We start from the raw sequence: 20872 nt of genomic DNA, 5'->3' as shown, positions 1-20872 counted from the left end.
CGCCGGGGGTGCGGGCGCCCTACTCTCGCCGGTGATGACCACTCACAGCTCCCCGCCCGCCGGCCTCGAGGAGCACGACGTGCTCGTCGGCGGCCGGGCTCTGCGCGTCGTGCGCCGCCCCGCCTCCGGGCCGGGGGCGCGGCGCACGCCGCTGCTGCTGTGCAACGGCATCGGCGCCGCCACCGACGTGCTGGACCCGCTGGTCGCGGCACTGCCCGCCGACCTCGACATCATCCGCTTCGACCCGCCGGGCATCGGTGGCTCCGCGGTGCCGCGGATGCCGTACCACCTCACCTGGATGGCCCACCGGCTCGGCCAGGTCCTCACCCGTCTCGGTGTGCGCGAGGCCGACGTCCTGGGCTTCTCCTGGGGCGGGATGCTCGCCCAGCAGCTCGCGATCAGCCGTCGCCGCCGCGTCCGCAAGCTGGTGCTGGCCGCGACCGGCCCGGGCGCGCTGATGATCCCCGCGTCGCCGAGGGTGATGGCCGTCATGACCTCGCCGAAGCGCCACCAGGACCCGTCCTACGTCGACGCCGTCGCGGCCAGGATCTACGGCGGCTCGCTGCGCCACCACCCCGAGCGCGCCGCCGCGGCGCTGGGCGCGGGGTCGCGGCGCGGCCCGATGCGCGGCTACTACTACCAGCTCATGGCGCTCTCGGGCTGGACGAGCCTGCCGCTGCTGCCCGCCATCACCGCGGACACCCTGATCATCGCCGGCGACGACGACCCGATCGTCCCCCGCGGCAACGCCACGATGCTGCACCGCGGCATCCGGCGCTCGCAGGTGCACCGCTACCCGGGTGGGCACCTGGAACTGCTGCTCGACCCGGAGCCGTTCGCCGCGGAGATCGACCGCTTCCTGCGGTCCTGACACCGCACCCCGCCGCGTGCGGGGACGTGCCGGTGGCGCCAGGATGTCCGGATGGTGACGTCCGCGCGACCGACCGTCCCGCTGCGCGGCTGGCGGGGCCACGCCGACTCCGTCGCGCTGGCCGTCCTCGACGAGGGCGCCGCGGGCGTCCTGGACGGCACCGGCGCCGGCTGGCACGACGCGGCGGCGGCCGACCCCGCCCGTGCCCACCTGCTGCTCGACGACGGCGGGCCCGCCGGCCCGGCGGGCTACGCGGTGCTGGCCGCGCCCCGCGGCCCCGAACCCGGCGTCGAGCTGCACCGGCTCGTCGTCGCGGCCGAACGGCGCCGCACCGGGGCCGGTCGCGCGCTGCTGCACGCCGCGCTCGCGGTGGCCGGGGTGCCCGGCACGGGGGACGCCGCCCCGGACGACGCGGCGGACGGCGCCGGGTACGGCGCCGACGACGGCGTGCCGGCGGACCTCGCGCCGCCGTGGGCCGGCACCGGCCGGCTGTGGCTGGAGGTGGCCGCGGGCAACACCGCCGCGCGGGCGCTCTACCGCTCCGCCGGGCTGGTCACCGAGTCGGTGCTGCGCGCCGTGCCCGGCGACCCGCGCTCGGCCCCGCTGCGGCTGCTGCTCGCACGGGGCTGAGGCGGGGGCTCAGGAGTCGTCGCCGCCCGGGGGCAGGCCCTCGAAGATCTCCTTGCACTGCGGACAGACCGGCGAGCCGGGCTTGGGCGACTTCGTCACCGGGAAGGTCTCGCCGCACAGCGCGACGACGAGGTTCCCCAGGACCGCGCTCTCGGCGATCCGGTCCTTCTTGACGTAGTGGAACATGTCCGGGCGGTCGTCGGCGGTGGAGTCGTCGGTCTCCGGCCGGGTGTCGACCTGGGGCAGAGTCGTCGTGGACATGGGCCCATGATGCCCGAACGCGCTGTCAGCGCGACGGACCGGTGCCCTCGCCCGTGCCCTCGCCCGTGCCGCCGGTGGTGCCCTCGGTGTCCGGCCCGCCGGCGTCGATCACCGGGTGCGGGCGGGCCTCGATGGCCCGGTGCTCCTGGCGGTGCCTGCTGGGCGTCTCGGACTTGCGCGGGAGGCGGTCGTTGGCGATCAGCACGGCGATCCACGGCAGCGGCACCGAGATCGCCAGCAGGGTCACCGCGAGCCACGGGATCTGGTAGCAGAACCCGGCCGCGATCATGCACGGGATGCGCATGCCCATGGTCCACTTGTAGCGCCGCTTGCGGATCGCGAGCTCGTCCTCGTAGGACATCTGCGCGTCCGTGATGAGGACCGGGTCCTCGCGTCGCTGGTCGCTCACTCCGACCACCTCCCTTCACATGGTGACACCCCTGCGCGATCGCCGCGCGGGCGCCCGGACGGCGCGGGCGGCGTCGGGTCGAGGGTCTCCCAGCGGCGCAGCCGCGCCGCCACGAGCCGTACCCACCAGCGGACGTCGTCGGGGGTCTCGGCGATCGCCAGCCCGGCGGCCGGCAGCCGCGACCGCAGCGTCCGCGCGGTGGACTCCGGGTGCCCCGGGTCCCCGGTCCAGGCCAGGATCTGCACCGGGACGGTGATCCGTTCCAGCTCGTCCGGATCGGGCAGATCGGTGGCGGCCGCCCCGCGCAGCACGGCGGGGAGCACGTCGGCGCGCACGTCCGGCGCGGTCCGCGGGCGCCCGCGCGCGGCCGGGGGCAGCAGCTCCTCGTCGGTGCCGGGGTCGAAGGCGGTGACCCCACCGGCCTCCACCGCGACGGCGGCCCGCTCGTAGTCCGCGGCGCGGGCCCGCCGGGTGTCCCACGCCGTCGGGGGCAGCATCAGGGTGAGGCTGGCGAAGCGGTCCGGGTCGGCGAGGGCGGCGTGCAGCAGCGTCCCCGCCCCCATCGACGGCCCGATCCCGTGCACCCTGCGCCCGGGCAGCGCGTGGTCGAGCAGCGCGAGCAGGTCGCGGGCCAGCGATGGCCAGCGGTAGTCCGCCGGGTCGGTGGTGCCGGTGGACCGCCCGTGGCCGCGCGCGTCGTAGCGCAGCAGCCGGATGCCGGTGATCCGCCCGGCCACGTCCAGGCCCATCACGCTCTCGCGGCGGCGGCTGGAGGTCAGTCCGTGCAGGGCCACCACCGCGGGACCGGCGTCCCCGGTCAGGTCGTGGTCCAGCACGGCCCCGGCGACCTCGAACGAGCCCATGGCGTGTGCCTCCCGATCTTCGACGCCTAGGTTATGGCCATGCGGCTGACGAGCGTGACCCACCTGCGCCTGCCCTACGGCAGGCTGCTGGGCTACGACGTCACCGTCGGGCGGCGCGGCGCGGCCGTGCCCGTCTCGTTCGACCAGGAACGCCACGTGGGCCGCGGCGACCGGCCGGGGTCCTGGATGGCGATCACCTGCCGGCTGCCCGCGGTCGACCTGGACGCGCTCGCCGACGCCTGGCTGGCGGTGGTGCGCCGGCACGGGACGCTGCGGACGGTGTTCACCCCCGGCCCCGACGGCCCCCGCCTGCACGAGGCCGACGTGCGCGCCGGGCAGTGGGTGGAGCACGCCGTCGCGCCCGGGCAGGCCGTCAACGACGCGGTGCGCGGAGTCCTCGACGAGCACTGCACGCCCTACGCCGCGCCGTCGCACCGGCTGTGCGTGGTGCTGACCGCGGACCGCCCGACGCTCGTCGTCGCCGCCGACCACGCCCACGTCGACATGTGGTCGCTGCTGGTCGTGCTGCGCGACCTGCTGGCCGGGCTCGGCGAGACGCTGCCGCCGGGGGCGGTCCGCCCGTTCGCCGAGCACACCGCCGCCCTCGCCGCGCGCGAGCCCGCCCCCGACCCGGTACGGCGGCGCTGGGCCGACGTCCTGGCCGCCGGCGGCGACGTGATGCCGCGCTTCCCGCTGCCGCTGGGCGAGATCGTCCCCGCTCCCCCGGAGCGCGTCGAGGTCCGCGACGTGCTCGGCGTCGACGCCACCGCGGCGTTCGAGCGCCAGGCCCGCGGGACCGGGGTGTCGACGCTGGCGCTGGTCGTGGCGGTGATGACCGCCACCACCCGCGACCTGGGCCGGGCGCCGCTGCGCGCGGTGTTCCCGGTGCACAGCCGCTACGACGAGCGCTGGCACGACTCCTCGGGCTGGTTCATCACCAACGCGGTGATCGAGTCCGCGGACCCGGACCCGCAGGCCTGCGCGGGCGCGGTGCGCGAGGCCGTCCGGCTGGGGTCGTGGCCGCTGGCCGACGTCCTGGCGCCCTGGGGCGGGATGCCCGAGGCACCGGGGATGTTCGCGATCTCCTGGCTGGACCTGCGACGGCTGCCGGTGCGCATCGACAGCGCCGGGATCGAGGCCCAGTACGTCAGCGCCGCGGGCACCGCCGACGGCGTGATGGTCTGGTTCGTGCTCGACGAGGCCGGCCTGCACCTGCGCTGCCGCTACCCCGACACCCCCGAGGCCCGCGAGGGCGTCGGCGCCTGGCTCGACCGGGTCGTCGAGGGCGTGCGGGCGCACGGCCGCCTCGCCCGCACCGACCTGAGCCTGGGCCCGGACCGGCTGGTCGTCGAGCGGGCCGTGCGCGACGACGTCGCCGCCGTCGTCGCGCTGCTGGCCGCCGACCCCGGCGCCGGGGAGGATCCCGACCCGGCCGCCTACGACGACGCCTTCGACACCCTGGACCGCGACCCGGGCCGGTTCCTCGCCGTCGCCCGCGCCGCCGACGGGCGGGTGGTCGCGACCGTGTCGCTCACCCTGCTGTCCGGGCTGGCCCGCCGGGGCGCGACGCGGCTGCGCATCGAGGGGCTGCGGGTGGCGCCGGGCTGGCGCGGGCGCGGGCTGGGCACCGCGCTGCTCGACTGGGCGCACGAGCACGGCCGCGCGCGCGGCGCGACGCTGGCCGAGATGACCACCGACACCCCCACCGACGGCGACGGCGACGGCGACGGCGACGGCGGCACCTTCCCCACCCGCCGCGGCTACCGGCGCGCCCACGTCGGCTTCACCCGGGCCCTCTGACCCCGGCCGCCCGGCGCCGCCGGGCCGCCCGGGCCGCGGCGGTCAGGCGCCGTCGGGGCCGTTGCCCAGCAGCGGCTCGTCGGCCGAGCGGACCTCGGAGCCGGGCAGCCCGTCGGGGTGCTCGGCGCGGACCCGCTCCAGCGCGTCCAGTGCGATACCCAGGTGCTTGCGCTTGCTCGCCTCGTAGAACGCGCGCGCTCCCCCGGCCAGCTTCGGCTCGGCGTGCAGCGGCTTGTCCGACACGCACAGCAGCGTCGCGTTCGGGATCCGGTACCGGAACCCGTTGGCCGCGATCGTCGCGGACTCCATGTCGACCGCGACCGCCCGCGCGAGCCGCATCCGGTGCAGCGTCGCGGCCTGGTTGAACTCCCAGTTGCGGTTGTCGGTGGTGTGCACGACGCCCGGCCGCCAGGTCGCCTCGGCGGTGGCCAGCGCGTCCATGAGGTAGCCGTTGAGCCGGATGCTGGGGATCACCGGCACGTCGGCGGGCAGCACCTCGTCGAGCACGTGGTCGGCGCGCTGGTACGCCGTCGCCAGCACGAAGTCGCCCAGCTCCTGGCGGTTCCGCAGCCCGCCGCAGTGCCCGATCATGATCATGGTGTCGGGGCGGAGCACGGCGAGGTGGTCGGTGATCGTCTTGGCGTTGGCCGGGCCGACGCCGATGTTGACCAGGCTCACGCCGTCGCCGTCCGGGCGGGCGGCGTGGTAGGCGGGCATCTGCACGCCCTCGCGGTCCGGGCGCTCCGCACCCGGGAACCGCTCCAGGAACGACTCCACGTGCATCGCGTAGTTGGTGAACAGCACGTGCCGCTGGAAGGACTCGGCCGGGGTGCCGGTGTAGTGCGAGAGCCGGTCCAGCGACAGCGCCATGCGCTCCGGGCCGAACAGGAAGAGCTTCTTGACCCGCAGGTCGAAGCGGTCCTCGTCGAGGGCGGCGAAGAACTCCGGGTCGGTGAACGCCCGCGCGGGCCGCGCGGCCCGCGCCGTGACCGTCGCCCCGGCGGCGAGCAGGCCGCGCAGCTCGCGGTGCAGGTAGCGGCGGATCGCACAGGGCCGCGCGAACTCCCCGGAGATGCGGGGGTTGTGGGTCGACCAGGGCCGCACGACCTCGAGCTCGGGGTACCAGCCGTCGTCGTAGACCGACTGCAGCGCGTCCAGCAGGCGGCCGATCTCGTGGTCGAGCTTCTCCGCGGGCACCGGCGGGCGGACCTGCTCGATCATCGCCGGGGTCACGCGGGCTCACCGCCGTCGGCCGCGCCGTGCGCGTGCAGCGTCCCGGCCGGCACGGCGACCGCGGACACGATCTCCAGCACGCGGCGGGCGAGCCCGTCGGCGAGGCGGTAGCGGACCAGCCGGCCCTGCCGGTGCGCGGTGACCATGCCGTGCGCGCGCAGCAGGCGCAGGGCGTGCGACACCGCGGAGTCGCTCATGCCGACCGCGACGGCGAGGTCGGACACGCAGAGGTCCCCGGCGTGCTGCAGCGCGAGCAGCAGCGACAGCCGGTTGACCTCGCCCAGGACGTCCAGCACGGTGGCGGCCTCGGCGACCTTGTCGGTGTCGGCGAGCACCGCGACGGCGTCGCAGACCTGGTCCGGGTCGATCACGCGTGCGCCGGTGAGCGCCTCCGGAACCTTGTGCACACCCCGATGCTAGCCGCCGCGGCGGATCACTTCCCCGCAGCGGCCTTCTTCTCGCGCGCCGCGGCCTTGATCGCCTTCTTGGTGTCGCGCACCTCGAGCAGGGTCCGCCCGTCGACGACGTCGGCCGCGGACAGCCGGGTGTCGGGCTTCCCGTAGTCGCCCGCGGCCTCCCGCCAGCCCTGCGGGGTGACGCCGTACTGCTTGCCGAGGATCGCCAGGAAGATCTTCGCCTTCTGCTCGCCGTAGCCGGGCAGCGCCTTGAGCCGCCGCAGCACCTCGCGCCCGTCCGGCTCGTCGCGGGTCCAGATCGCGGTCGGGTCGCCGTCCCAGTCCTCGACGACCGCCCGGCACATCTCCTGCACCCGCCGGGCCATCGAGCCGCCGTAGCGGTGGATGGCGGGCGGGGTGGTGGCCAGGGTCGCGAACGCCTCCGGGTCGTGGTCGGCGATCACCCGCACGTCGAGCCCGCCGAGGCGCTCGTGGAGCTTCAGCGGGCCACGGAACGCGACCTCCATCTGGATCTGCTGGTCCAGCAGCATCCCGATCAGCAGGGCGAGGGGCTCGCGCTCCAGCAGCGCGTCGGCCTCCGGTTCCTGGGCGATGCAGATCCCGCTCATGCCGCACAGGATCGCACGTCAGAATGGTCGGGTGCTCCCCGAACTGGATCCCGCGCAGACCGAGCGCGTCCGCGGCTGCCTGCTCGACGCCGGCTACACCCCGGACGGCGTCCGCGCGCTGCTCGGCCGCTCCGCGCACGACGCGCTGACCCGCGGCGAGCCCGAGCCCGCGGCCCGGGCCAGCCGCGACGGCGGCGAGCTCGGCACCCTGGTCCGGCTGTTCCTGCTGGAGGGCGTGGAGCCCGAGCCCGCGGTGACCGCCGCGCTCGGCGACCTCGACCCGCTGCTGGCCGGTCGCATCCTGCGGCGCACCCCCGACGGCATCCGCGCCGCGCTCGACGTCCGCCCCTACGGCGAGGGCCCCGGCCCCGACGGCGAGCCCGGCGCGGACTGGTGGGTGGTCTCCGACATCGACACCCCGGCCGCCCGCCAGGACCGCGACCACGTGACCGGCGTCGGGGGCGCGTCGCTGTCGCTGGCCGCGGCCACCGTGCGCCGCCCCGTCGGGAGCCTGCTGGACCTGGGCACCGGCTGCGGGGTGCAGGCCCTGCACGGCTCGCGGCACGCCCTGCGGGTCACCGCCACCGACGTCCTGCCCCGCGCGCTCGCGCTGGCCCGGCTGTCGCTGGGCCTGTCCGGGGTCGAGGTCGACCTGCGGGAGGGCCCGTGGTTCGAGCCGGTGGCCGGGGAGCGCTTCGACCAGGTCGTGTCCAACCCGCCGTTCGTGCCGGGCCCGCCGCGGGTGGACTACGTGTACCGCGACTCGGGCGCGGCCGGGGACTCCGCGCTCGCGGCGCTGCTGGGCGAGCTGCCCGGCCTGCTCAACCCGGGCGGGGTGGCCCAGCTGCTCGGCTCGTGGCTGCACGTGCGCGGGCAGGACTGGCCGGACCGGGTCCGGTCCTGGCTGCCCGACGGCGTCGACGCCTGGGTGCTGCAGCGCGAGGTCGTCGACCCGGCGATGCACGTCGGCACCTGGCAGCGCGACGCCGGGCTGTCCCCCGCGTCGCGCGCGGCCCGTGAGCAGGCGGGGGCCTGGCTGGACTGGATGGCCGCCGAGCGGGTCGAGGGCGTCGGCTTCGGGTTCCTGCTGCTGCGCCGCACCGGCGACGGGCGGGCGCCGACCGTCGTCGTGGAGGACCTGCCCGGCGACCTGGGCGAGGGCCTCGGCCGGGAGATGACGGCCTGGCCGGACCGGGTGGACTGGCTGCACGCCCACACCCGCGACGAGGACCTGCTCGGCGCGCGGCTGCTCGTCGCGCCGGACACGGTGCTGGAGTCGGCGAGCTCGGTGGACCCCGACGGGGGCTGGGCCGAGCTGTCGACGACCGTGCGCCGCTGGGGCGGGCCGGGCTGGGAGCACCCGGTCGACGGCCCGGCCGCGGCGCTGCTGGCCGGCTGCCGCGGCGAGCTGCCGCTCTCGGAGCTGCTGGCGCTGCTGTCCTTCGCCCACGACCGCCCCTACGACGCGCTGGTGGACGCCACGCTGCCCGCCGTGCGCGAGCTGGTGCGCCACGGCCTGCTCCAGCCGGTCGACGGCTGGCCGCACCCGGTGCCCGACCGCTCCGCGGCCGCCGCCCCGTCCGGCCCGGTCGGCCGGTGAGGGCCGTCGTCGCCCGGGTGCGGCGGGCGTCGGTGACGGTCGAGTCCGACCTCGGCGAGCCGCTGCGCGTCTCCGGCGCGATCGGCGTGGGGTTGCTGGTGCTGCTCGGCGTGCACACCGGGGACACCGCCGACCCCGCGACGACCGCCCACCGGGTCGCCACGATGGCCCGCAAGCTGCACGAGCTGCGGATCCTGCGCGACGAGATGTCGTGCGCGGACACCGGCGCCCCGCTGCTGGTGGTCAGCCAGTTCACCCTGCACGGCGAGACCCGCCGGGGGCGGCGGCCGTCCTGGTCGGCCGCGGCCCGGCCCGCCGACGCCGCCCCGGTCGTCGACGCCGTCGTCGCGGCGCTGCGCGGTCGTGGCGCGACGGTCGAGACCGGCGAGTTCGGGGAGTCGATGGCCGTCGAGTCGGTCAACGACGGCCCGTTCACCGTGCTCGTCGAGGTGTGACCCTCAGGCCACTCTCATCCGCCTCTCAGCGTGGAACGGGACGATGGGGACATGGTCGCGTACCTGTTGTCCTGGTTGCTGGGTCTGTTCCAGCTCGTCCTGGTCGCCCGCGTGGTCGTCGACTGGATCGACGTCCTCGGTTCGGGGCGGGGCGGGGCCGTGCTCGACACCGCGCGCCGCGTCACCCACGGGCTCACCGAGCCGGTCGTCGCCCCGATCCGCCGCCGGGTGCAGCCGGTGCGGATGGGCGCGGTCGGGCTCGACCTGTCCGTGCTGATCGTGTTCGTGGTGGTCCTGCTGCTGCGGGTGATCGTCGTGCCGCTGATCCCGTTCTGATCCGGACCGGGCCTCACCGGTCCGGCGGGCCGAGGCGCAGCGCGGTGATGCGGCCGTCGTCGCCGAGCTCGGCCTCGGCACGGCCCGGGACCACGACACCGTCGCGGTGCACCCGCACGGCCCACTCCACCGCGTCGCGCGCGACCTGCTTGCGGGTCGGGTCGACGGTGACCTCCCCGTCCACCAGCTCCGTGAGGTGCGCGCGCAGCGGGACCCCGGCGGGGTCGCGCTCGCGGAACGGGGCGGTGGAGAACAGCAGGGCGTCCGGGGCGACGGCCGCGGCCAGCGCCCCGGTGTCGGCGGCGGCCAGCGCCCGCTCCCAGGCGAGCGCGGCCAGGAACCGCCCGGCGGCCGCGGCGCCGCTGCGCTGCAGGTGGTCGAGGAACGCGACGTCGCGGTCGATCTTGGAGGCGGCGCCCAGCAGCCGCGACCGGACGGTGCTCGCGGGCATCTCCAGCACCCGCACGGTCACCTGCCGGTAGCCCGAGTCCGGGCCGAGCGCCCCCTCGGCGAGCAGCCGGTCGATCGTCTCGACGAAGCCCAGCTCCTGGTTGAGCGACAGGTTCCCGGCGAGCGCGTTGCGCCGGTCGGCGATCGCGATCGGGGTCCGGGGCTCGTCGTCGATGCGGGACGGGTTGATCTGCACGACCCACAGCTCGTCGGGCTCGGTGCCGAGCAGGTCGCGGGTCGGCGGGTTCTGCGAGAACAGCCCGTCCCAGTAGACCCCGCCTGCGGTGTGCACCGCGCGGAACAGCGTCGGGATGGCCGCCGAGGCGAGCGCCGTCTCGGCGGTGATGGTGTCGGTGCGGCTGGAGAACGCGCGGAAGTCCCCGGTCAGGACGTCCACGGCGCCGAGCAGCAGCAGCGGCGCGCTGCCGTCCGGGTCGGGGGCGATCGCGCCGTCCGGGCCGAGGTCCACGTGGCGAGCCACGAGGTCGAGGAACTGGCGGGTGCCGTCGATCGGGCGCGGCACCAGGTACGGGGTGCCGGCCGGGACGAGCCCGAGCCCCTGCAGCACGCCCGCCCCGACCAGGCCCAGGTTCGCGAGGCGTTCCAGCGGACCGCGGGCGGCGTTGTCGGCCCAGAACTCCTCCAGCGCGGTCGCGGCGGCCGCCCGCAGCTCCGGTGTCTGCCCCGCGCGCAGGCGGTCCCACGCGACGAGCGCGCAGACCGCGCCGCCGGAGGTGCCGGAGATCCCGACGATCTCGGCGTCGTGCAGGGCGGGCTCGCGCAGCAGCCGGGCCAGCACCCCGGCGGTGAAGGCGGTGTGGCTGCCACCGCCCTGGCAGGCGATCGCGACGCGGCGGGGGCGGGTGCGCGGGCTCATGCCGCCAGGCTCGCGCGGACCCGCGGGTAGAGCCAGGACGGCCTCGTCACACACGCCGCAGGCCCCCTCCCGGTGACCGGGAGGGGGCCTGCGGACGGCGCGGGAGGGTTACTTCGCGGTCCCGCGGGTGGCGCGGGTGGTCTTCTCCGCGACGGCCTCGGCGCCGCGGCCGGCGTGCTCGGTCACGGCCTCGGCGGCCTTGGTCGCCTGCTCGGTGACCTGGTCGAGCACCGAGGTGCTCGCGCCGACCAGGGTGCGGGCGAACTCGCGCTGGTGGCCCAGCACCTGCTCGTAGAAGTCGAAGACGCGGTCGACGGCGACGCCGGCGTCGGGCAGCTGGGGGCGGTCCCCGGCGCCGAACTGGCGGGCGAGGCCGCCGGCGGCCTCGGTCCAGCTGCGGACGGACTCGGTGACCAGGTCCTGGCCGCGCTTGGCGATGTCGACGAACTGCTCGGTGGAGGCGGTCATCGGTGCATCCCTCCCGGGACGGTTGCTCGGCGTGGGCGGGCGCGGACGAGCGCACCGCCATGCCAAGAAAACTACGCACCGTCGTTAAGTATGTCAAGCACCGCTGCTCAGTCGCGCTGCAGGAAGCTCCGGTACACCCCCAGCAGGGCCGCCTTCTGCTCGTCGGACAGCCGCGGGTCGGCCGCCACGGCGGCCTCGACCCCGGGCACCGCGGGCGGTGCCTCCTCTTCCGGCGACGACGGCGCGACCCCGTCCGCGGCGTCGGCGTCGCCGACCGACCAGCCCGCACGGCTGAGCATCTGGTCGGTGTTGAGGTGCAGCGCGTCGGCGATCGACCGCAGCACCTTCAGCGACGGCTGGTGCAGCCCCCGCTCGACCTGGCTGAGGTAGGCGTTGGACACCTTGGTCATCGCCGCCATCTCGCGCAGCGAGAGCTTGGCCATCTGCCGCTGGGCGCGGATGAACCCGCCCAGCGCGTTCACCTGGGCGCTCCACGCGTCCTCGGCGGCCCGGCGGCCGGTCTCGCGCAGCCCCTCGGCCGCGGCCGCGGCGCTGCTGCCGTCGGACCCGGTCCCGCGCGCGGCCCGGCGCGCGCCGTTCGTGCGGGCCTCCCCCGCGCGACTCATCGCATCCCTGCCCGGTGCGGTCCGCGCGGCGGTCGCCGGCGCGCGGACACGGAACGTACGCGGTCCATGGGCACGCATTGTCCCCGTCGCGGGCCGCTCGCGCACGCATCCGGTACCTGCTCCACATCGGACGGCTCCCGCGCCGTCCGGTGTGGACACGGCGCCGCCCCGGCGACCAGCGATGATCACCGGGGCGGCGCCGGGGTGCTCAGCCGTGCAGCACGTAACGGCCGGGCGAGGGCTCCAGCGGCGGGTGGGCGTCGGAGCCGATCTTCTTCGGCGCCGCGACCTCCTTGCCGGCCCGCTCCGCGATCCACGGCGTCCAGTCCTCCCACCAGGAGGCCTTGCGCTCGGTGGCGTCGTCGCGCCAGTCCTCGGCCGAGGCCGGCAGCTCGTCGGCCTCGCCGTACCAGGTCCGCGACTTGGGCGACGGCGGGTTCACCACGCCGGCGATGTGGCCCGAGTTCGAGAGCACGAACCGCACCGTGCCGCCGATCTTCGCCGCGCCCTTGTACACCGACTTCCACGGCGCGATGTGGTCGGACTCGGCGGTGATGACGTAGCTGTCGGGCCGGATGTCGGCCACGTCCAGGCGCTCCCCCGCGAGCTCCAGCTTGCCCTCGGCGAAGCGGTTCTCCAGGTACAGCGTGCGCAGGTACTCGGTCTGCATCGCGGCGGGCATGCGCGTCGAGTCGGAGTTCCACGTCAGCATGTCGAACGGCTTCGGGTCCTCGCCGAGCATCCAGTCGTTGACGACGTAGTTCCAGACCAGGTCGGTGGCGCGCAGCAGGTCGAAGGTCGTCTTCATGCTGGTCGCGGGCAGGTAGCCGTCCTTGCGCATGCTCCGCTCGAGGCGGTTCACCGTCTTCTCGTCGGTGAACACCCCCAGCTGGCCCGGACCGGAGTAGTCCAGCAGCGTGTTCATCAGGGTCAGCGAGTTGACCCGCTGGTCGCCCTTGGCCTCCAGCCACGCCGTCATCGCCGCGGACAGCGCGCCGCCCAGGCACAGCCCGGCGACGTTGACCTTCTCCTTGCCGGTGATCTCGCGGACGACGTCGAGCGCCGCGACCGGGCCCTCCTGCAGGTAGTCGCTCATCGTCACGTCGGCCAGCGACGAGTCCGGGTTGCGGTAGCTGATCATGAAGACGGTGTGGCCGTGCTGCACCGCCCACTCCACCAGCGACTTCTCCGGGGCGAGATCCATGATGTAGTACTTGTTGATCCACGGCGGGCTCATCAGCAGCGGGACCTCGTGGACCTTCGCGGTCTGCGGCTCGTACTGGATGAGCTCGATGAGCCGGTTGCGGAACACCACGTGCCCCGGGGTCACCGCGAGGTCCTTGCCGACCTGGAAGCGGCCGGGGGTGACCTGGCGCGGCATCCCCTGGTTCTGCACCACGTCGCGCAGCATGTTGCGCGCACCGCGGACGACGTTCAGCCCGCCGGTCTCGACGATCTTCTTCGGCCACGCCGGGTTGGTCACGACGGCGTTCGGCGGGGCGAGCGCCTCGACGACCTGGCCGACGAGCCAGTCGAGCTTGCGGCGCGCGACCGGCGAGACGCGGGCGGCCTGCGACAGCTCGGTGAGCCGGTCGGCGAGCAGCGCGTGCTCCTGGCGGGCCAGGTAGTACCAGGCGTTGCCCTCCCACGCGGGGTCGGCGTAGCGCTTGTCCTTCTCCGGCAGCGACGCCGGGCCGGTCGTGGTCCCGCCGACGGCGCGCGACGCGGCGGCGGAGACGGCCTTGGCCGAGTCGACGCCGAAGCCGAAGCCGGCGCGCAGCACCGCCCCGGGCCGCGTGGCGAGCGAGCGGGCGGCCTCGCCGAGCGCTCCGCCGAAGCCGACCGGGTCGACCTTGGCGGCGAGGCCCTCGGGGTCGGCGAGCTCGCGGAGGTCGCGGACGAGCCCCGCGGCCTGTCGTCGCAGCACCTCCGTGGCCTGGTTCGACGCGGCGGCGCTGCCGTTCTCGGACTCGGGCTGGGGTACGGGCTGCGTGGTCACTGTTCGTCACTCCTGACGGCCGGTTCGGTCTCCGTGCCTGGTGTTCGGCGCGCACCCGGGATGACGGGTGACGCGACGGGTGGACACATGGTGACTGGGTACTCACGGGTAGGCAGCCTCTGACGGCTGTAAGGCCCCTCACCTGCGCTAAGTGAAGCAAGCACTACTCCGGAGTAGGCCAGCGCTTGCTTGACATACCGAACACGTTTTACCGTTCGGTAACCCGGATAGCCCCCGGTCATCAGAGTTGATGGGAGAGGCCCATGAGCACGGCGATCACCCGACGGTCCGCACCGTCGCGGGAGCACGGACCGCGTGCCCTGCCCGACGCGCCGGCGACCCCCGCCGCCGGCACCGACGACCGTCCGGACCCGCTCCGGTACCTGGTCTCGTACAACACCCGCAACCTCACCAAGGTGGTGGCCGAGGTCGGCCGCGCCACCGGGGCCTACTGGATCGACGCCGTGCAGCGCATCGCGCGCCCCGGCGACGCCGCCCGGCGCGGGCTGCTCTGGATCTCGGCGATGGCCGACCGGCGCGAGCCCACCTGGCACCTGCCGAACGAGGCCGTGCTCTCGACGCCGTTCGCGGTGCTGCGCGACTTCACCGCCGCCGAGCACCGCGACGACGACGTCGTCCCCACGCTCGTGCTGCCCCCGCAGGCCGGGCACTCCTCGACCGTCGTGGACTACTCCCCCCAGCAGAGCCAGATCGCGATGATCCGGGCCGCGGGGCTGACCAGGGTGTACGCGCTGGACTGGCGTCCGGCCACGACGGCGACCCGCGGTGTCACGATCACCGACTACCTCGAGGTGATCGACCGGTCCATCCGGCGCATGGGCGGGCGGGCCAACCTCGTCGGCGACTGCCAGGGCGGCTGGCTGGCCACCATCTACGCGGCGCTGCACCCGGACCGGGTCAACACCCTGACCCTGGCCGGTGCGCCGATCGACTTCCACGCCGGCGAGTCGGTGATCGCCGCCTCCACCCGCCTGATGGCCGGGACGATGGGGATGGCGCCGTACAAGGCCCTCGTGGCCGCGGGCGGGGGCAACATGCCCGGCTCGGCGGTGCTGTCGAACTTCATCTCGATCCAGCCGCAGTCGGAGATCTCGCGCCAGCTGCAGCTGCTGGAGAACATCGACGACCCGACCCACGTGGAGCGCTACCGGGTCTTCGAGGACTGGTTCAAGTACACCCAGGACATCCCCGGCGCGTTCTACCTGTGGCTGGTGGAGAACCTGTTCTGGAAGAACCGCCTGATCAAGGGCACGCTCACCGTGGACGGCCGGACCGTGGACATGGCCGCGATCGACTGCCCGCTGCTGCTGCTCGCGGGCTCGGCGGACCACATCACGCCCGCCCCGCAGCTGTTCGCGGCGGCGGAGAAGGTGAGCACCCCGGCCGCGGACGTCACCTACCGGACGGCGACCGCGGGCCACCTCGGCCTGTTCATGGGCCGTGACGCGCTGCGCCACGACTGGCCGGTCCTGATGGAGACCGTCTACGGCCACTCCGTGCCGAAGCGCACGGACACCGGGGCGGGCAAGGCGTCGCGCCGCCGCAGCAGCGTGCGCGCCGTGTCCGACCCGCGCGACACCCCGCGGGTGCCCGCGCCCTGACCGGGCTCTCTAAGAGCAGCCTGAGAGAACCGCAACTGCATGTGACCGACGACACGGCCCCGCAGGCACTTTTCCCTACCTGCGGGGCCGTGGCGCGGGAACGATCCCCGGAACGGATGCGTTGACTCCGTACAGGGCACGCGGCGAGTCCCATCCAGTCGCCCGCCGCGGCCCGAGCAGGGGAGGAATTGCACATGACGGTGACCACGACCGCTCCGGCCGTACCCGGCCCGCGCCGCACGACCGAGGCCCCCGCTCACGCCACCGTGCCCTCGTCCGGTGCGAAGCGGACCGCCCCGAAGGTCGCGCGCAGCTCCCGCCGCCGCACCGCCGACCAGGCCGGCACCGCCCTGGAGACCACCGTACCGGGTGCCGCAGCCGCCGTGGCCGAGGATCTCGACGCCCAGAGCCCCGCCGCCGACCTCGTGCGCGTCTACCTCAACGGCATCGGCAAGACCGCGCTGCTCACCGCGGCGCAGGAGGTCGAGCTGGCCCGCCGGATCGAGGCCGGCGTGTTCGCCCAGCACCGCCTGGACACCGCGGCCGCCGACGGCACGCTGGACGGGCTCGACCCGCAGTACCGCCGTGACCTGCGCGCGGTCGTCCGGGACGGCGCGCTGGCCAAGAACCACCTGCTCGAGGCGAACCTGCGCCTCGTGGTGAGCCTGGCCAAGCGCTACACCGGGCGCGGGATGCCGCTGCTGGACCTGATCCAGGAGGGCAACCTGGGCCTGATCCGCGCGGTCGAGAAGTTCGACTACACCAAGGGCTTCAAGTTCTCGACCTACGCGACCTGGTGGATCCGCCAGGCGATCACCCGCGGCATGGCCGACCAGGCCCGCACGATCCGGCTGCCCGTCCACCTGGTCGAGCAGGTGAACAAGCTGGCCCGGATCAAGCGGGACATGCACCAGCGCCAGGGCCGTGAGCCCAGCGACGCCGAGCTGTCGGCCGAGTCGGGCATCCCGGAGCACAAGATCTCCGACCTGCTCGACCACGCCCGCGACCCGGTGAGCCTGGACATGCCGGTCGGGTCCGAGGAGGAGGCGCCGCTCGGCGACTTCATCGAGGACGCCGAGGCGACCGACGCCGAGAACACCGTGATCTCGAGCCTGCTGCACGACGACCTCCGCCGGGTGCTGGCCACCCTGGAGGACCGCGAGCAGCGGGTGATCCGGATGCGCTTCGGTCTCGACGACGGTCAGCCGCACACGCTCGACCAGATCGGGAAGGCGTTCAAGCTCTCCCGTGAGCGGGTGCGCCAGATCGAGCGCGAGGTCATGTCGAAGCTGCGGGCCGGCGAGCGCGCCGAGAAGCTGCGCGCCTACGCCAGCTGACCCTGCGGGGACGACCGGCGCGACGACGTCCACCACGACGACGGCCGTGCGGGGCACCAGCTCCGCACGGCCGTCGCCGTCTCTGCGCACCCCGGGGCTCCCCACGAGTTCGGGGTGCACGGCACGGGGAGTTCTACCGGATCGATTCCGCGCGGGTCACGGCGACACGGCCACCGGACGGCGGATCCGTGCGTGGCGCCCGCCACGGACGTCCGGGCACCCGGCGCCGGTGTCGCGCGGCACGGGATCGGGGGCCGGTGATCGTTGGCCGGGGCGGCCCCGCCCGCCTAGGGTCGGGGCATGTCCCGCTCGCACTCCGCCGTACCGGTGACACCGGACGCCATGCGCGACGCGCTCGGAGCCTTCGCCTCCGGGGTCGTCGTCGTCACCGCCGTCGGGCCGGACGGGCCGATCGGGTTCACCTGCCAGTCCTTCGCCTCGTTGTCGCTGGACCCGCCGCTGGTGAGCTTCGCCCCGTCCCGGGGGTCCTCCACCTGGCCACGGATCCGTGAGGTCGGCACGTTCTGCGTGAACGTGCTCGCCGCCGACCACGAGCACCACAGCGCCGGGTTCGCCCGCTCCGGCGTCGACAAGTTCGCCGGGGTGTCGTGGAGCCCGTCGCCGTCGGGCTCCCCCGTCCTCGACGGCGTCGGCGCCTGGGTCGACTGCACCCTGTGGAACGAGTACGACGGCGGCGACCACACGATCGTCGCGGCCCGGGTGGCGGCGCTGGGCGCCGACCCGCACGGCCTGCCGCTGCTGTTCCACCGCGGCGGCTACGCCCTCACCCCGCGGGCCGCGCGGTGAGCCGCATCATCGGTGTCGTCGCCGGGCCGGAGCCCGGGGGCCGCACCGCCGCCGCCGTCGCGGGCGTCCTGGCCGGGACCGGCGCGGACACCGACCTGATCGAGCTGTCGCAGACCCCGTTCCCCGAGGTCACCGCGGCCTTCGCCGACGCCGACGCGGTCGTGTTCGGCAGCCCCGTCTACCGGGCCGGGCACACGGCGTCGCTGCGCGCGCTGCTGGAGGCCACCGAGCGCGGCCGGTGGGGCGAGAAGACCGCGCCGCTGCAGGGCACGGCGGCGGCCGTCGTGCTGACCGGCGCCAGCGGGCACCACTTCCTGGCCGTCGACGGGCTGCGCTCGGTGCTGGCCGGGTTCTTCGCCGTGCAGGTCCTGTCCCCCGGGCTCTACCTGGACCACTCCGGCTACGTCGACCGCGGCACCCTCACCGAGGACTCCGCCGCGCTGGCCGCGGCGCACGGACGGGCGCTGGCCGACCTCACCGCGGCCGTGCGGTCGTCCGAGGCGCTGCGGGCGATCACCCCGGTGGTGTGACCGGGTCCGCGGCCAGCTCGGCCGCGATCCGGGCGCCCAGGGTCAGGTTGTTGCGGTAGACCGCGACGTTGACCTCCAGGCTGCGGTCGCCGGTCGCGTCGCGGACCCGCTGCAGCAGGAACGGGGTCGCGTCCTGGCCGCCGATGCCGGCCGCGTCCAGTGCGGCGAGGGCGTCGGCCAGTGCGGCGTCGTGCTCGGCGGGCGGGAGCTGCTCGTCGCGGGGCACCGGGTTCGCGACGACCAGGGCGCCGGGCAGCCCGAGCGCGCGGGCCGCCCGCCAGGCCGCGGCGACCTGCTGCGGGGACTCGACCCGCTGCCCGACGCGGTGCCCGGAGTCGGCCACGTAGAACCCGGGGAAGGCGTGCGTGCGGTACCCGGCGACGGACACGCCGAGCGTCTCCAGCCGCTCCAGGGTGGCCGCCACGTCGAGCACCGACTTCACCCCGGCGCTGACCACCACGACCGGCAGCGACGCCAGCGCGGGCAGGTCGGCGGACTCGTCGAAGGTGGTGGCGGCGCCGCGGTGCACCCCGCCGAGCCCGCCGGTGGCGAAGACCGCGATGCCGGCGCGGTGCGCCAGGTGCGCGGTCGCGGCCACCGTCGTCCCGCCGGTGGCGCCGGTCGCGACGGCCACCGGCAGGTCGCGGGCGGACAGCTTCACCCTCCCCGGCGCGCCCGCCAGGCGCTCCAGCTCCGGGCCGGACAGGCCGACGACGACCTCGCCGTCGAGCACCCCGACCGTCGCGGGGACCACCCCGAGCGAGCGCACGAGGTCCTCGGCCTCCGCGGCGACGGCGAGGTTGCGCGGCGCGGGCAGTCCGTGGGTGAGGATGGTCGACTCGCAGGCCAGGACCGGGTGCCCGGCGGCCAGCGCCGCCGCGACACCGGCGCCGAGCCTCACCGCGGCCCCACGCGCCGGAGCACGGCCTCGGCGCAGGTGGCGGGCGTGGCGTTGAAGGCGATCTCCGCGTCCGGCGCGTGCCGGTGCACCAGGTTCACGACGTCCTCGAACAGGACCAGGTACTCGTCGGAGTGGCGCAGCCCGCCGCCGACCAGCACGCAGTCGTAGCGGTCGGCGCGCAGCGCGGCGGCGATCGCCTCCCGCGGCGCGTCCGCCGGGTCGACGAGCACCTCGCGGGCGTCGATGCCGAGCTCGCGGAAGCGGGCCCGGCTGTGCGCGAGTCCGTCCAGCACCGGGCCCGGGTCGTGGCCGGTGAACGCGCGCGGGTCGAAGCCGATCACCAGCACCGTCGTCACGGTGGGCACGCTGCTCCGCCCCGTGCGGGGCGTCAACCCCGCGGGGCCGGGGCGGGGGTGCGGGCCGCCGCCCGGGCGCAGGCCAGCGCCACCGCCGCACCCGCCGCCGTGAACCCGGTCGCGACGACGACGGCGACGTGCCACCCGGCCAGCAGCGCCGGCACCGGCTCGTCCCCGGACGGCGAGGTCAGCACGGAGGTGACGGTCACCCCGATCGCCGCGCCCAGGTAGCGGGCGGTGTTGTTGATGCCGCTGCCGGTGCCCGCCCGGTCCGGGGGCACCGAGGCGACCGCCTCGCGGCCCAGGGTGGCGTTGACGACGCCCGTCCCGGCCCCGACGACGACCAGCGAGGCGAGCACGACGCCGGTGCCCGACCCGGCGCCCAGCAGCCCGAGCTGCCCGGCCGCCATGACCAGCAGGCCCGCCCCGAGGCGCACGCCGCCGGTGACGCGCTCGCTGATCCGGCGGGTGAGCAGGGCCGTGACGATGCTGGTGCCCGACCAGCCGAGCAGCAGCAGCGCGGCCGCGGCCGGGTCGGTGCCGTGCACCGGGGCGAGCAGCGCGGGCAGGTAGGAGCTGAGCGAGATGATCCCGAGCCCGGTCGCGAGGCTGGCGACGGTCGCCGCGACGAGACCGGGGTGGCGGAACAGCTGCGGGCCCGCCATCGGGTGCCGCGACCGGAACTGGACGACGACGAACCCGGCGAGCAGCAGCGCGCCCACCACCAGCAGCACCACCGTCGCGGTGGTGACGGGCAGGCGTCGCGCCTCGGTGAGGCCGGCGAGCAGCACCGAGAGCCCGGCCGCGAGCAGGACCATCCCGCCGGCGTCGACCGGACGCGGGGCCCCGGCGGTGGACTCGGTGAGCAGCGTCCGCCCGGCCACGGCCAGCGCCAGCCCGGCCACCGCGACGAGCAGGTAGAGCGCCCGCCACGGCAGCACCCCGGCGAGCAGCGGCCCGACGGCGATGCCGGCCGCCAGCGCGGCGCCCCACAGGCCGGTGGCGGCCGAGCGGCGCGGTCCCGGCGGCAGCGCGTGCCCGATCAGCGCCAGGCTGCACGCGACGACGGCGGCCGCCCCGACCCCCTGCCCGACCCGCCCGGCCACGAAGCCCGCGGTGCCGGTCGCCAGCGCCCCGCCCGCCGAGGCCAGCGCCAGCACCACCGCCCCGGCGACGAACACCGCGCGCCGCCCCAGCCGGTCGGCCAGGGTCCCCGCGGTGAGCAGCACCGCCGTGAGCCCGAGGCTCATCGAGCTGAGGATCCACGAGCGCCCCGACGGTGAGGACCCCAGGTCCGCCGCGATCGGGGCCAGCGTCGCCAGCGGCGCGGTGTAGGAGATCAGGGCCAGCGTCGTCCCCAGGGACGCCACCGCCACCGTGCGTCGGGCCACCGGGCCGCTCCCCTCGTCATGATCGT

At 75.6% G+C, this 20872-nt stretch carries 23 protein-coding genes; 10 read left to right on the top strand and 13 right to left on the bottom strand.

Annotated features, from left to right (window positions below):
• The first annotated feature begins 34 nt into the window (after positions 1-34).
• On the top strand, positions 35-871 hold the full coding sequence (locus tag WJX68_RS03285) for an alpha/beta fold hydrolase (protein ID WP_340286061.1): 837 nt from the start codon (positions 35-37) through the stop codon (positions 869-871).
• Between the two features lie 51 nt (positions 872-922).
• On the top strand, positions 923-1501 hold the full coding sequence (locus tag WJX68_RS03280; RefSeq protein WP_340286060.1) for a GNAT family N-acetyltransferase: 579 nt from the start codon (positions 923-925) through the stop codon (positions 1499-1501).
• 9 nt (positions 1502-1510) lie between these two features.
• Here the strand turns inward: WJX68_RS03280 and WJX68_RS03275 are convergent, their stop codons facing one another.
• The 3 genes from WJX68_RS03275 to WJX68_RS03265 are packed head-to-tail and all read right to left on the bottom strand — an operon-like array spanning position 1511 to position 3034.
• Positions 1511-1762: a DUF3039 domain-containing protein gene (locus tag WJX68_RS03275; RefSeq protein ID WP_340286059.1), complete on the bottom strand. Its 252-nt coding sequence runs from the start codon at positions 1760-1762 to the stop codon at positions 1511-1513.
• Positions 1763-1787: 25 nt separating this feature from the next.
• Positions 1788-2171: a DUF3099 domain-containing protein gene (locus WJX68_RS03270; RefSeq protein ID WP_340286058.1), complete on the bottom strand. Its 384-nt coding sequence runs from the start codon at positions 2169-2171 to the stop codon at positions 1788-1790.
• Positions 2168-3034 carry an alpha/beta fold hydrolase gene (locus tag WJX68_RS03265; protein WP_340286057.1) on the bottom strand — a complete coding sequence of 289 codons (867 nt, stop codon included), beginning with the start codon at positions 3032-3034 and terminating at the stop codon, positions 2168-2170. Before WJX68_RS03265 ends, WJX68_RS03270 begins: the two co-directional genes overlap by 4 nt.
• A 39-nt stretch (positions 3035-3073) precedes the next feature.
• Between WJX68_RS03265 and WJX68_RS03260 the strand changes: the two genes are divergently transcribed.
• Positions 3074-4834 (top strand): GNAT family N-acetyltransferase, encoded by a 1761-nt coding sequence (locus WJX68_RS03260; protein WP_340286056.1) that lies wholly within the window; start codon positions 3074-3076, stop codon positions 4832-4834.
• Positions 4835-4876: 42 nt separating this feature from the next.
• Here WJX68_RS03260 and WJX68_RS03255 read toward each other — a convergent pair whose 3' ends face one another.
• From WJX68_RS03255 to WJX68_RS03245, 3 genes are read right to left on the bottom strand one after another with little or no spacing between them, the layout of a single operon-like run.
• Complete coding sequence (locus tag WJX68_RS03255) at positions 4877-6067, bottom strand: AMP nucleosidase (protein WP_340286055.1); 1191 nt, start codon at positions 6065-6067, stop codon at positions 4877-4879.
• Entirely contained in the window at positions 6064-6474 is a 411-nt protein-coding gene (locus WJX68_RS03250) for an ArsR/SmtB family transcription factor (protein WP_340286054.1), read from the bottom strand. Before WJX68_RS03250 ends, WJX68_RS03255 begins: the two co-directional genes overlap by 4 nt.
• Positions 6475-6500: 26 nt before the next feature.
• Positions 6501-7091: an HhH-GPD-type base excision DNA repair protein gene (locus tag WJX68_RS03245; protein WP_340286053.1), complete on the bottom strand. Its 591-nt coding sequence runs from the start codon at positions 7089-7091 to the stop codon at positions 6501-6503.
• Between the two features lie 31 nt (positions 7092-7122).
• Between WJX68_RS03245 and WJX68_RS03240 the strand changes: the two genes are divergently transcribed.
• Genes WJX68_RS03240 through WJX68_RS03230 form a run of 3 tightly spaced genes read left to right on the top strand, consistent with a single transcriptional unit; the run spans position 7123 to position 9482 of the window.
• Positions 7123-8691 carry a DUF7782 domain-containing protein gene (locus WJX68_RS03240; protein WP_340286052.1) on the top strand — a complete coding sequence of 523 codons (1569 nt, stop codon included), beginning with the start codon at positions 7123-7125 and terminating at the stop codon, positions 8689-8691.
• Positions 8688-9146, top strand: a complete 459-nt coding sequence (gene dtd, locus WJX68_RS03235) for a D-aminoacyl-tRNA deacylase (RefSeq protein WP_340286051.1) — start codon at positions 8688-8690, stop codon at positions 9144-9146. The genes WJX68_RS03240 and dtd overlap by 4 nt, the downstream gene beginning before the upstream one ends.
• A 51-nt stretch (positions 9147-9197) precedes the next feature.
• A complete protein-coding gene (locus WJX68_RS03230) occupies positions 9198-9482 on the top strand; it encodes a YggT family protein (RefSeq protein ID WP_340286050.1) in 285 nt (94 codons plus the stop codon).
• Positions 9483-9495: 13 nt separating this feature from the next.
• Here the strand turns inward: WJX68_RS03230 and WJX68_RS03225 are convergent, their stop codons facing one another.
• The 4 genes from WJX68_RS03225 to WJX68_RS03210 all read right to left on the bottom strand — a co-directional run bounded on the left by WJX68_RS03225 (position 9496) and on the right by WJX68_RS03210 (position 13902).
• The gene (locus WJX68_RS03225; protein ID WP_340286049.1) at positions 9496-10809 is read right to left on the bottom strand and encodes a patatin-like phospholipase family protein; all 1314 of its coding nucleotides are present in this window, start codon (positions 10807-10809) and stop codon (positions 9496-9498) included.
• A gap of 108 nt (positions 10810-10917) precedes the next feature.
• Positions 10918-11277 carry a hypothetical protein gene (locus WJX68_RS03220; RefSeq protein WP_340286048.1) on the bottom strand — a complete coding sequence of 120 codons (360 nt, stop codon included), beginning with the start codon at positions 11275-11277 and terminating at the stop codon, positions 10918-10920.
• A gap of 107 nt (positions 11278-11384) precedes the next feature.
• Entirely contained in the window at positions 11385-11903 is a 519-nt protein-coding gene (locus WJX68_RS03215) for a helix-turn-helix domain-containing protein (protein ID WP_340286047.1), read from the bottom strand.
• A 208-nt stretch (positions 11904-12111) separates the two neighbouring features.
• Complete coding sequence (locus WJX68_RS03210; protein WP_340286046.1) at positions 12112-13902, bottom strand: PHA/PHB synthase family protein; 1791 nt, start codon at positions 13900-13902, stop codon at positions 12112-12114.
• Between the two features lie 263 nt (positions 13903-14165).
• On the opposite strand from WJX68_RS03210, the gene WJX68_RS03205 reads away from it, so the two are divergent.
• The 4 genes from WJX68_RS03205 to WJX68_RS03190 all read left to right on the top strand — a co-directional run bounded on the left by WJX68_RS03205 (position 14166) and on the right by WJX68_RS03190 (position 18198).
• Positions 14166-15524, top strand: coding sequence for an alpha/beta fold hydrolase (locus WJX68_RS03205; RefSeq protein ID WP_340286045.1), 1359 nt, complete (start codon positions 14166-14168; stop codon positions 15522-15524).
• Positions 15525-15712: 188 nt separating this feature from the next.
• Positions 15713-16861 (top strand): sigma-70 family RNA polymerase sigma factor, encoded by a 1149-nt coding sequence (locus WJX68_RS03200; RefSeq protein WP_340286044.1) that lies wholly within the window; start codon positions 15713-15715, stop codon positions 16859-16861.
• A gap of 300 nt (positions 16862-17161) precedes the next feature.
• Positions 17162-17668 (top strand): flavin reductase family protein, encoded by a 507-nt coding sequence (locus tag WJX68_RS03195; RefSeq protein WP_340286043.1) that lies wholly within the window; start codon positions 17162-17164, stop codon positions 17666-17668.
• Positions 17665-18198 carry an NAD(P)H-dependent oxidoreductase gene (locus tag WJX68_RS03190; protein WP_340286042.1) on the top strand — a complete coding sequence of 178 codons (534 nt, stop codon included), beginning with the start codon at positions 17665-17667 and terminating at the stop codon, positions 18196-18198. The genes WJX68_RS03195 and WJX68_RS03190 overlap by 4 nt, the downstream gene beginning before the upstream one ends.
• Here WJX68_RS03190 and WJX68_RS03185 read toward each other — a convergent pair.
• Genes WJX68_RS03185 through WJX68_RS03175 form a run of 3 tightly spaced genes read right to left on the bottom strand, consistent with a single transcriptional unit; the run spans position 18182 to position 20846 of the window.
• Complete coding sequence (locus tag WJX68_RS03185; RefSeq protein WP_340286041.1) at positions 18182-19099, bottom strand: pseudouridine-5'-phosphate glycosidase; 918 nt, start codon at positions 19097-19099, stop codon at positions 18182-18184. The two genes, WJX68_RS03190 and WJX68_RS03185, sit on opposite strands and share 17 nt — an antisense overlap.
• Entirely contained in the window at positions 19096-19455 is a 360-nt protein-coding gene (locus WJX68_RS03180) for a hypothetical protein (RefSeq protein ID WP_340286040.1), read from the bottom strand. Before WJX68_RS03180 ends, WJX68_RS03185 begins: the two co-directional genes overlap by 4 nt.
• 32 nt (positions 19456-19487) lie before the next feature.
• The gene (locus tag WJX68_RS03175) at positions 19488-20846 is read right to left on the bottom strand and encodes an MFS transporter (protein WP_340286039.1); all 1359 of its coding nucleotides are present in this window, start codon (positions 20844-20846) and stop codon (positions 19488-19490) included.
• Between the last annotated feature and the right edge of the window lie 26 nt (positions 20847-20872).

It is taken from the genome of Pseudonocardia spirodelae (assembly GCF_037727765.1).
Taxonomy (GTDB): domain Bacteria; phylum Actinomycetota; class Actinomycetes; order Mycobacteriales; family Pseudonocardiaceae; genus Pseudonocardia; species Pseudonocardia spirodelae.
This window is presented reverse-complemented; position numbering and strand designations above follow the sequence as displayed.

What these genes read in the sequence shown, in the direction of transcription:
- WJX68_RS03285 (WP_340286061.1), top strand. Translation starts at nt 35, where the DNA reads ATGACCACTCACAGCTCCCCGCCCGCCGGCCTCGAGGAGCACGACGTG.
- WJX68_RS03280 (WP_340286060.1), top strand. Translation starts at nt 923, where the DNA reads ATGGTGACGTCCGCGCGACCGACCGTCCCGCTGCGCGGCTGGCGGGGC.
- WJX68_RS03275 (WP_340286059.1), bottom strand. Translation starts at nt 1,762, where the DNA reads ATGTCCACGACGACTCTGCCCCAGGTCGACACCCGGCCGGAGACCGAC.
- WJX68_RS03265 (WP_340286057.1), bottom strand. Translation starts at nt 3,034, where the DNA reads ATGGGCTCGTTCGAGGTCGCCGGGGCCGTGCTGGACCACGACCTGACC.
- WJX68_RS03260 (WP_340286056.1), top strand. Translation starts at nt 3,074, where the DNA reads ATGCGGCTGACGAGCGTGACCCACCTGCGCCTGCCCTACGGCAGGCTG.
- WJX68_RS03245 (WP_340286053.1), bottom strand. Translation starts at nt 7,091, where the DNA reads ATGAGCGGGATCTGCATCGCCCAGGAACCGGAGGCCGACGCGCTGCTG.
- WJX68_RS03230 (WP_340286050.1), top strand. Translation starts at nt 9,198, where the DNA reads ATGGTCGCGTACCTGTTGTCCTGGTTGCTGGGTCTGTTCCAGCTCGTC.
- WJX68_RS03225 (WP_340286049.1), bottom strand. Translation starts at nt 10,809, where the DNA reads ATGAGCCCGCGCACCCGCCCCCGCCGCGTCGCGATCGCCTGCCAGGGC.
- WJX68_RS03220 (WP_340286048.1), bottom strand. Translation starts at nt 11,277, where the DNA reads ATGACCGCCTCCACCGAGCAGTTCGTCGACATCGCCAAGCGCGGCCAG.
- WJX68_RS03215 (WP_340286047.1), bottom strand. Translation starts at nt 11,903, where the DNA reads ATGAGTCGCGCGGGGGAGGCCCGCACGAACGGCGCGCGCCGGGCCGCG.
- WJX68_RS03205 (WP_340286045.1), top strand. Translation starts at nt 14,166, where the DNA reads ATGAGCACGGCGATCACCCGACGGTCCGCACCGTCGCGGGAGCACGGA.
- WJX68_RS03195 (WP_340286043.1), top strand. Translation starts at nt 17,162, where the DNA reads ATGTCCCGCTCGCACTCCGCCGTACCGGTGACACCGGACGCCATGCGC.